This window comes from Streptomyces sp. NPDC031265 (genome assembly GCF_055570295.1).
This window is the reverse complement of sequence record NZ_JBVIHM010000020.1, coordinates 1-7,932: the sequence shown is the minus strand read 5'-3', so window position 1 is coordinate 7,932 and position 7,932 is coordinate 1. Positions and strand designations below refer to the sequence as shown.

8 protein-coding genes are annotated in these 7,932 nt (G+C 70.9%); 6 read left to right on the top strand and 2 right to left on the bottom strand.

Translation table 11 applies throughout. The annotated features are described in order from the left end of the window. Positions 1-132: 132 nt before the first annotated feature. Entirely contained in the window at positions 133-489 is a 357-nt protein-coding gene (locus ACZ499_RS26620; RefSeq protein ID WP_468678576.1) for a VOC family protein, read from the bottom strand. 328 nt (positions 490-817) lie between these two features. Here ACZ499_RS26620 and ACZ499_RS26615 point away from each other — a divergent pair, with 328 nt between their 5' ends. The 3 genes from ACZ499_RS26615 (at position 818) to ACZ499_RS26605 (ending at position 4,000) form a co-directional block, all read left to right on the top strand. Then, positions 818-2,287 (top strand): SulP family inorganic anion transporter, encoded by a 1,470-nt coding sequence (locus tag ACZ499_RS26615; protein ID WP_468678575.1) that lies wholly within the window; start codon positions 818-820, stop codon positions 2,285-2,287. A gap of 53 nt (positions 2,288-2,340) precedes the next feature. Beyond that, on the top strand, positions 2,341-3,264 hold the full coding sequence (locus ACZ499_RS26610; protein ID WP_468678573.1) for a pentapeptide repeat-containing protein: 924 nt from the start codon (positions 2,341-2,343) through the stop codon (positions 3,262-3,264). Positions 3,265-3,388: 124 nt separating this feature from the next. Then, positions 3,389-4,000 carry a DUF4232 domain-containing protein gene (locus ACZ499_RS26605; RefSeq protein WP_468678572.1) on the top strand — a complete coding sequence of 204 codons (612 nt, stop codon included), beginning with the start codon at positions 3,389-3,391 and terminating at the stop codon, positions 3,998-4,000. A gap of 16 nt (positions 4,001-4,016) precedes the next feature. On the opposite strand, the gene ACZ499_RS26600 is transcribed toward ACZ499_RS26605, so the two are convergent. Beyond that, positions 4,017-4,832, bottom strand: a complete 816-nt coding sequence (locus ACZ499_RS26600) for a uracil-DNA glycosylase family protein (RefSeq protein ID WP_468678571.1) — start codon at positions 4,830-4,832, stop codon at positions 4,017-4,019. A 143-nt stretch (positions 4,833-4,975) separates the two neighbouring features. On the opposite strand from ACZ499_RS26600, the gene ACZ499_RS26595 reads away from it, so the two are divergent. From ACZ499_RS26595 to ACZ499_RS26585, 3 genes are read left to right on the top strand one after another with little or no spacing between them, the layout of a single operon-like run. Next, positions 4,976-6,616 carry an amidohydrolase family protein gene (locus ACZ499_RS26595; RefSeq protein ID WP_468678569.1) on the top strand — a complete coding sequence of 547 codons (1,641 nt, stop codon included), beginning with the start codon at positions 4,976-4,978 and terminating at the stop codon, positions 6,614-6,616. A 48-nt stretch (positions 6,617-6,664) separates the two neighbouring features. Beyond that, entirely contained in the window at positions 6,665-7,546 is an 882-nt protein-coding gene (locus ACZ499_RS26590; protein WP_468678567.1) for a hypothetical protein, read from the top strand. A gap of 38 nt (positions 7,547-7,584) precedes the next feature. Then, the gene (locus tag ACZ499_RS26585) at positions 7,585-7,842 is read left to right on the top strand and encodes a hypothetical protein (RefSeq protein ID WP_468678565.1); all 258 of its coding nucleotides are present in this window, start codon (positions 7,585-7,587) and stop codon (positions 7,840-7,842) included. Positions 7,843-7,932: the final 90 nt, after the last annotated feature.

The window sequence follows — 7,932 nt, the reverse complement described above, 5'->3', positions numbered from 1 at the left end:
CGGGGGACGGCGCCTCCCGGACCGGGAACTACCCAAACGGCAACCTGTTTGTGTGGTTGTACTTGTGTTTGGGTGTCTTCTCTTGTTGGCCCGGGCACACCGCCCGGGCCGACAGGGATTCCCAGGGACCTGTCAGCGGTGCCCCAGCACGTTCACCACCCGGCCGTTGGGATCGCGTACGAAGAACCGGCGCACGCCCCACTCCTCGTCCTGCAGCGGATACACGATCTCCGCGCCGCTCTCCCGCATGGCCGCGTACGCCGCGTCCACGTCGTCCACCTCGACGCTCAGGTCGGGCACCGCCGGCGCGGTCTTGTCCTCGGACATGAAGCTGACCTGCGCCGCCGGGGCGGACGGCGAGGCGAGCGTCATGATCCAGCCGTGGTTCATCACCTCCTCGAAGCCCAACAGGCCGTAGAACGCCCGGCTTCGAGGCACGGCTTGCGCCCCTTCCGACCGAATGTTGGGCACTACGCGGCGAACGGCCATCGCGATCTCCAAGTCGGAACAGGTGTGTCTCCGTCGCCCCAGGAGTACCAGTAGCGGCGCCCGCGCCCCGGGCACACAGGGCACCGCCGTGACGGCTCACAGGACCCGGACGTGAGCCGGTCGTGATCCCGGTGCGCTCTTCGCGTGCTCCTTGCCGCCCCTATCCGCCGCGTCGGAGCGCCGACCATGCTCATACCTACCTCCCCGACGGCACCCGGCCCGGCTCTGTCCGCTGCTGCCGTACGCATTCCGACGCCGCACCCTGGGCCGCTTGCCCGGTCGCGACAGTCCGCGACGTTCCTTCCCTCCACTGACAGAACGGAACGCCATGACCACACGTCCAGCGCCGGCCCGTGTGCTGCGCACCGACATCGCCGCGTCCCTCGTCGTCTTCCTCGTCGCGCTGCCGCTGTGCGTGGGCGTGGCGGTCGCCTCCGGCGTCCCCGCCGAACTCGGCCTGATCACCGGCATAGTCGGCGGACTGGTCGCCGGACTGCTGCCCGGGAGCAGTCTGCAGGTCTCCGGCCCCGCGGCCGGTCTGACCGTCCTCGTCTACACCGCCGTCACCGAGTACGGCCTCGCCGCGCTGGGCGTCGTCGTCCTGATGGCAGGACTCATCCAACTCGCGCTCGGGGCCCTGCGGATGGGCCGCTGGTTCCGTGCCATCTCGCTCGCCGTGGTGGAGGGCATGCTGGCGGGCATCGGCCTGCTCCTGATCGCCGGTCAGCTCTACATCCTCGCCGACCGCAAGGGCCCCGGCGCGGGCGTGCCGAACATCGCGGGCCTGCCGGGCCTGGCCGCGGAGGTCGCGCACTCCGCGACCGCACTCACGGCCCTTGCCGTCGGCGCGGGCACCCTCCTCGTGATGGCGGGCTGGAAGAGGCTGCCCGCCCGCTGCCGACTTCTGCCCGGCGCACTGGCCGCCGTGGGCGGCGCCACCGCCCTGACGGTCCTGCTCGGCCTGCCGGTGGCACGGGTGCGGGTGAGCGGCCTCGCCTCCGCCGTCCAGCCGCCGGGCTCCTCGGAGTTCGCGAAGCTCGCGGACACGGGGCTGCTGGCCACGGTGCTCGCGTTCGCGCTGATCGCCTCCGCCGAGTCCTTGTTCAGCGCGGCCGCGGTCGACCGGCTGCACACCGGGCCGCGCACCGACTACGACAAGGAGCTGATGGCGCAGGGGATGGGAAACACGGTGTGCGGGCTGCTCGGCGCCCTGCCCATGACCGCGGTCATCGTGCGCAGCGCCGCCAATGTGCAGGCAGGCGCCCGGACCAAGGCGTCGCGCGTGCTGCACGGCGTCTGGCTCCTGCTGTTCGCCGCGCTGCTGCCCGGCGTGCTCACCCACGTACCCACCGCAGCGCTCGCCGGTGTCCTCGTCCACGCCGGTTTCAAACTCCTGCCGGTGAAGGGGATGCTGGGGCTGTGGAGGTCCCACAGGGGCGAGGCGGTGGTGCTGGCGGCGACGGCGCTGGCGATCCTCCTCACGAACATGTTCGAGGGAGTCCTCATCGGTCTGCTGCTGGCCGTGGTCAAGGCCGCCTGGGAAACCTCCCACGTCCACATCGAGGTCACGGACGACGGCGCAGGGCTGGTCAGCGCCCATGTGATCGGCAACGCCACGTTCCTGCGGCTGCCCCGCATCCTGGAGACGCTGGAGAAACTCCCCAAGGACCGGGCCGTACACCTGCATCTGGCCGGACTGCGCCACCTGGACCACGCGTGTCTGAACGCGTTGCAGAACTGGGCGGACGAACACAACCGGGTGAGCAGCGAAGAGGTGCGGCTCGTGCATCCCGCCTGAGAGGCCGGGACCGCCGCGCATGCGGCCACTCCTCCGAGGACATGCTCCTGCGTATGAAACGGAGCCGGACGCGTGCACTGGTGCTTGCGCTGCTGGCCGCCGCCTTCGTCGGCTACGCCCTGCTGTTGTGGCAGGGCCCGTGGTGGCTGGACGGCGACCGGCTGCGCCGGCGGGACCTCCAGCCGGCCGACGGTGTGGTGATCACGGGCTTCCGTACGACGCTGGTCGCCCTCGGCGCCGGGGCGGTGGCCGGGGCGGGCCTCTACTACACCGACCGTACGCTGCGACACACCCGCGACCGGGACCGCGAGCAGGCCGAGATCGCCCGGGACGGGCAGGTGACCGGCCGCTATGTGGAGGCCATCAAGCTGCTCGCATCGGAGCGTACGGTCGAGCGCCTCGGCGGTATCTACGCGCTGGAGCGGATCATGCGGGACTCCGCCAAGGACCACCTCACGGTGGTCGAGGTCCTGGCGGCGTTCGTCCGGGACCAGGTGACGGTGTCCCCCGACGCGGAGTTGCCCCCTTCCGCGGCGCCGCCCGAGGAGTCCGTGCAGGCCGCCCTGACGGTCCTGGGCAGGCGGCCATCGCTGGAGGAGCCGTTCCGTATCGACCTGCGGCGTACGGACCTGCGGGGAGCGGACCTCCAGGACGCCCGGCTGGAGCGCGTACGCCTCGGCGGCGCCCACCTGGAGCGAGCCAACCTGATCGGCGCGCACTTGGAGGAGGCATGGCTGAGGGATACCTTCCTCGGTGGCGCGTGGCTCGGCCGGGCGCATCTGGAAGGCGCCGTCCTGAGGGGTTCCGACCTGCGAGGCGCCAGCCTCAAGGAGACGCACCTCGCGGGCGCGCGCCTGGTCAACGCGGACCTGTCGACGGCAGTCGGTCTGACACCGGAGCAGGTGGGCAGGGCGGTGCTCGAAGAGGAGACGAAGCTGCCTCCCGCGGTGGAGAGCAAGCTGCGCACAACCCCGTGAACACGGCGCCGGGCGCCGTCGCCGGCATGCCTGAAACCGCATCAGGGTGGTACGCGTCCTTGTGGTGTGCGGAGCGTTCCGTTCCGTGAGTGGCTGTGTGGAGTACGAGGGTGAGGAGCCCGCTGTGTCGCGTTCCCGATTTCGCTGGCCCGCCGTCGCCGTCGTGGCCGCCGGTCTGACGCTGAGCGGTTGCGGTGGCGACCACTCGGGGGAGGCGGCGGCCACCAGCGGCGTTCCGAGTGCGTCCGCCACCGGGACCGTGCCGGACGGCGGGGGCAGCACAGGGCCGACGCCGTCGGGATCGGGCGGCGCCGCCTCCGGCGGGCGCTGCCGGACCGCCGGCCTCGGCTTCGCGATCGTGCCGACCAGCCGCGCCAAGAACCCCAACATCCAGTACGCGCTGACCATCACGCTCACCAACAAGGGCGCCAAGTCCTGTGTGATGACCGGGTATCCGGGCGTGGACCTCGCCGGGCCCCTGACGTGGTCGCTGGTCCGGCAGACCGCCGTACAGCCGCATCGGGTCACGGTGCGGCCGGGCGCCACCACCACCTTCAACATCTTCTACCTGCCCTACATCCAGGGCAGCGGCGACGAGTTCAAGCCCACCCGCATCGTGGTCACCCCGCCGGGCGAGACGCACTCCCACACCCTGCCGTGGCCGGTCGGCTCGATCCTGCTGCAGGACGCGGCCACGCACCCCGGTACGTATGTGAGTCCGGTCGGCGCCAAGTAGGCCGGATGCGGGGGTTTCAGGAGAACGGGCGTTGGTCCGGGGGGATCTGGACGATGATCGTGGCGCGCTTCTCCGCCGGGGTCGCACCCTGGCGGCTGGCCCACGGCTCGTCGGAGCGCATCCACGCCGGGAGCCCTGGGGGGAGGTCCACCGAAGGGATGGTGGCGAGGTCGGCCGGGGTCAGGGTGCTGCCGTAGAGAGCGAGCGGGCGGCTCGTGTCGGGGGTGACCGTGCCGTGCAGCGCGTTGAGGGCGTCGTTCCAGTTCGTCAGCAGCTTGGCCATGGCCGCCGCCGGGTCGGTCCCGGAGGCCGCCGCGCTGTCGGGGAAGGTGGGATGGATGATGTGCTGGTAGGCGCCGGTGAACGCGGCGCCTGAGGGGGTCTTCCGCCAGGTCTGGTACGCGGTGTCCGCGAGGCCGCCCAGCGCGATCACGGCCTCGATGGGCTGGTGGGCGACGAGGGCGTCCAGCCAGCTGTGCCGGTACGCGGCGATGTGCTCGTCCTTGGCGTGGGCGTTGCCGCCGTGCTGCCCGAACACGCTGTACACATACGTGTTGACCATCACGTAACTCGTGTCGATGCCGAGTTTGGCCAGGAAGCCCTGGAAGCGGCGGCCCGCGGTGCCGACGAGGATCCGGCGGGTGATGGCCTCGTGGGAGGCCGGGTCCTGCCCGATGACCAGCACGCGGGCCGTGCCGTCGAGGCGCCCGCGGTGGAAGATCGGGCCCCACTCCACGCGGAAGTCGGTGGCCGGGTAGACGTCGGCGCCGGGGTAGTCGCGCACGAGCGTGGCGTACGGCTCCTGTGCGTAACCGGGGTCGAAGGGGTGCATGCGCTGCTCCTGCTCCATGCGGGCGATCAGTCATGACAGAAGGTGATCGTTGGATGACATTACGGCATGTTGTCTATTAAGTGATGTTCATCCGATATGCGGTGTTCATCCGTGCCTCTCGGGGGTGGCGAGAAGGGACCCGCATGTCGCCTGGAGCAGATGCCCCGGATACCGGCCGGTTCGCCCTGCGCGGACGGATCGTCACCCTCGACGCGGCAGGCACCGTGATCGAGGACGGCACCCTCTATGTGTCCGGCACACACATCGAGGCCGTGCTCCCGGCCACCGCCCCCGCCCCACCGGGCTTCGAAGCGGTGGTGCCCGTGGACACCCAGGGCTCGGTCTACCCGGGGCTGATCGAGCTGCACAACCACCTGCCGTACGACGTGCTGCCGCTCTGGCAGGTGCCGAAGAAGTACGGCAACCGCTCGCAGTGGGGCGGCAGCGGCAACCCCGCGTACCGCACCCTGGTCACCGGGCCGATGAAGGTGCTCGGCCAGGACCCCCGCCTGATGCCCGCCGTCGTGCGGTACGTCGAGGCCAAGGCCCTGGTCAACGGCACCACCACCAGCCAGGGCATCGCCCTGTTCAGCAACGCGGGCGCCCGCCGTATGTACCGGGGCATCGTCCGCAACGTCGAGCAGACCGACGCGCCGGACCTGCCCGAGGCGGCCTCGCGCATCGCCGACGTGGAGGCCGGCGACGCCGAGAAGTTCCTGGCCCGGCTCAAGCAGCCGCACCGGCTGCTCCTCCATCTGGCGGAGGGCACCGACGCGGCTGCCCGGGCGCACTTCCAGGCCCTCCAGTTCAAGCCCGGCACATGGGCGATCACCGAGAACCTGGTGGGCATCCACTGCACCGGCCTGACGGCCGACGACTTCACCGTCTTCGCCGCACACGGCGGCTCCATGGTGTGGTCGCCGCTCTCCAACCTCCTGCTGTACGGAAAGACCGCGGACATCGCCGCCGCCAAAGCGGCCGGTGTGCTGATGGGGCTGGGCTCGGACTGGTCGGTGTCGGGGAGCAAGGGGCTGCTCGGCGAGCTCAAGGCCGCCCGGCTGGCCTCCACCGCCGCCGGATCCGTCTTCAGCGACCACGAGCTGGTCGCCATGGCCACCCGCGACGCGGCCCGGATCCTGCGCTGGGACACGGCCCTGGGATCGCTGAGCGCCGGAATGCGCGCGGACTTCATCGTCGTCGACGGCGCCGACGGCGACCCGTACACCTCGCTCATCGACGCCCGCGACAAGGACATCCGCCTGGTCGCCGTCGACGGTGTCGCCCGCTACGGATCCCGTCGGCTCATGCACGCCCTGGCTCCGGGCGAAATCCTGGAGCAGGTCCCCGGTATGTCGGCGGATCACGTACTGCATCTGCACGACGGCACGGCCGACACCATCGTGGCCGGGCTGACCATCGGCGACGCCACCGACCGGCTCACCGACGCGCTGGCCGACCTTCCGGCCCTCGCCGCCGCCCCCGTCCCGCCGATCACCGCGTCGCCCGACGGGAGCGTGCGGTGGCAGTTGGCCCTCGACGAGATCGAGCCCACCGGCGCCGAGCTGCGACCCCGCCTGCCGGTGCGGAGCGCGAGCGGCGCGACGCACCTGTCCGGGCCCGGCATCGGCGTGCTCACCGCCGCACCGGTCGAGCTCGAACCGGTGGTGCTCGACGCTCTGACCGCCTCCGGCGACCGCACCTTCCTGCACACCCTGGCCGACGAGGCGAACCTGCCCGCCGACTACGCCGACTACGCCGACGCGCTGTCCCGCCTGCTGACCTGACCACCCCGTCCCCGTGGAAACCCGTTTCCGGCAGACAAGGAGCCCCGCATGCTGGTCACCCAGCTCGCCCTCGTGTCAGAGACCGATGAGATCACCTCCTCACAGCTCACCCGTGTGGCCGCCGCCCTCCAGAAGCAGGCCATCCGGGACTTCGCGCCGCTGTGGCAGATCCCCGCGTCCGTCGACGCCTTCGACAGCCTCCACGACGTGCCCGTCGGCTACTGGCCGATGATCGTCCGCGACGACATCGGTGAACCCGGGGCGGCCGGTGTCCACATGGACAAGAACGGTCAGCCGTTCTCCCTGATCCAGTACAGCGACAGTTGGTCGCTGACCGCCAGCCACGAAATGCTGGAGATGCTCTGCGACCCCTTCGGCAGCAGGGTGGTGGCGGGGCAGTCGCCGAAGAAGGACCAGGGAGTGGTGGAGTTCCTCGTCGAGGTCGCCGACCCGTCCGAGGCGCCCGAGAACGGCTACACCATCAACGGATTTCTGGTCTCGGACTTCTTCACCCCGCACTTCTACGACCCCGTCACCGCTCCCGGTGTGCGCTACAGCTTCACCGGCAAGCTCGACGGCCCGCGCAAGATCCTGGAAGGCGGATACCTGAGCTGGCGCGAACCGGTCAGCGACCACTGGTGGCAGCAGATCTGGTTCGATACGAAGAAACCCACCTTCCGCGACCTGGGCAGGCTGACCGCCCGTGGAGGCAGCCTCCGCTCCGCCATCGACGCGCATACGAAGACGAACGCGCGGATCGCCGCCAGCGGCCCGGAGTCCGAACGCTTCACCGCCGCGAGGACACTCACCGCCGCCGTCCAGGAGACCACCGCCTCCCGCGCCGACCTCTGGCGCAGCCAGATCGACGAGCTGAAGGCCGGCCAGGTCACCGAGGGCACGTGGCAGGGCGGCAAGCACGACAATGGATAGCACTCCGCGTACCGGCCCGCCCGGCAAGGAGGGTTGAGATGGCTGAGAAGGACAAGCGCCGCCCGTCCGGTCTGAACGAGGGCGACACGTCCGGCCAGGACGCGACCGGCCGAGAAGGCCGGGAGGACGGCCCGGCCGAGACCCCGGTGGAAGCGACCCGCTCGACACCGCCGGCACCCGGCAAGGAGAGCCTGCGCGAGGCCGTCCACCGCCGTATGCGCGAACTGGACGACCGCAGCGCCGAAGAGTCCGCCCCGGACGGCGGACTCGGACCGGAGGACGAACCTCCGGACTAGGGCGTGTTTCGAAAGTAGCGTCGTCCGCCCGAAGGGCGGGCCCGGCGGCGTCTGGTGCGTGCGATCGCAAGGCGGAGGGTCGCCCCGATA

Coding starts and splice junctions, on each gene's coding strand:
- ACZ499_RS26620 (WP_468678576.1), bottom strand. CDS start 489: ATGGCCGTTCGCCGCGTAGTGCCCAACATTCGGTCGGAAGGGGCGCAA.
- ACZ499_RS26615 (WP_468678575.1), top strand. CDS start 818: ATGACCACACGTCCAGCGCCGGCCCGTGTGCTGCGCACCGACATCGCC.
- ACZ499_RS26610 (WP_468678573.1), top strand. CDS start 2,341: ATGAAACGGAGCCGGACGCGTGCACTGGTGCTTGCGCTGCTGGCCGCC.
- ACZ499_RS26600 (WP_468678571.1), bottom strand. CDS start 4,832: ATGCACCCCTTCGACCCCGGTTACGCACAGGAGCCGTACGCCACGCTC.
- ACZ499_RS26595 (WP_468678569.1), top strand. CDS start 4,976: ATGTCGCCTGGAGCAGATGCCCCGGATACCGGCCGGTTCGCCCTGCGC.
- ACZ499_RS26590 (WP_468678567.1), top strand. CDS start 6,665: ATGCTGGTCACCCAGCTCGCCCTCGTGTCAGAGACCGATGAGATCACC.
- ACZ499_RS26585 (WP_468678565.1), top strand. CDS start 7,585: ATGGCTGAGAAGGACAAGCGCCGCCCGTCCGGTCTGAACGAGGGCGAC.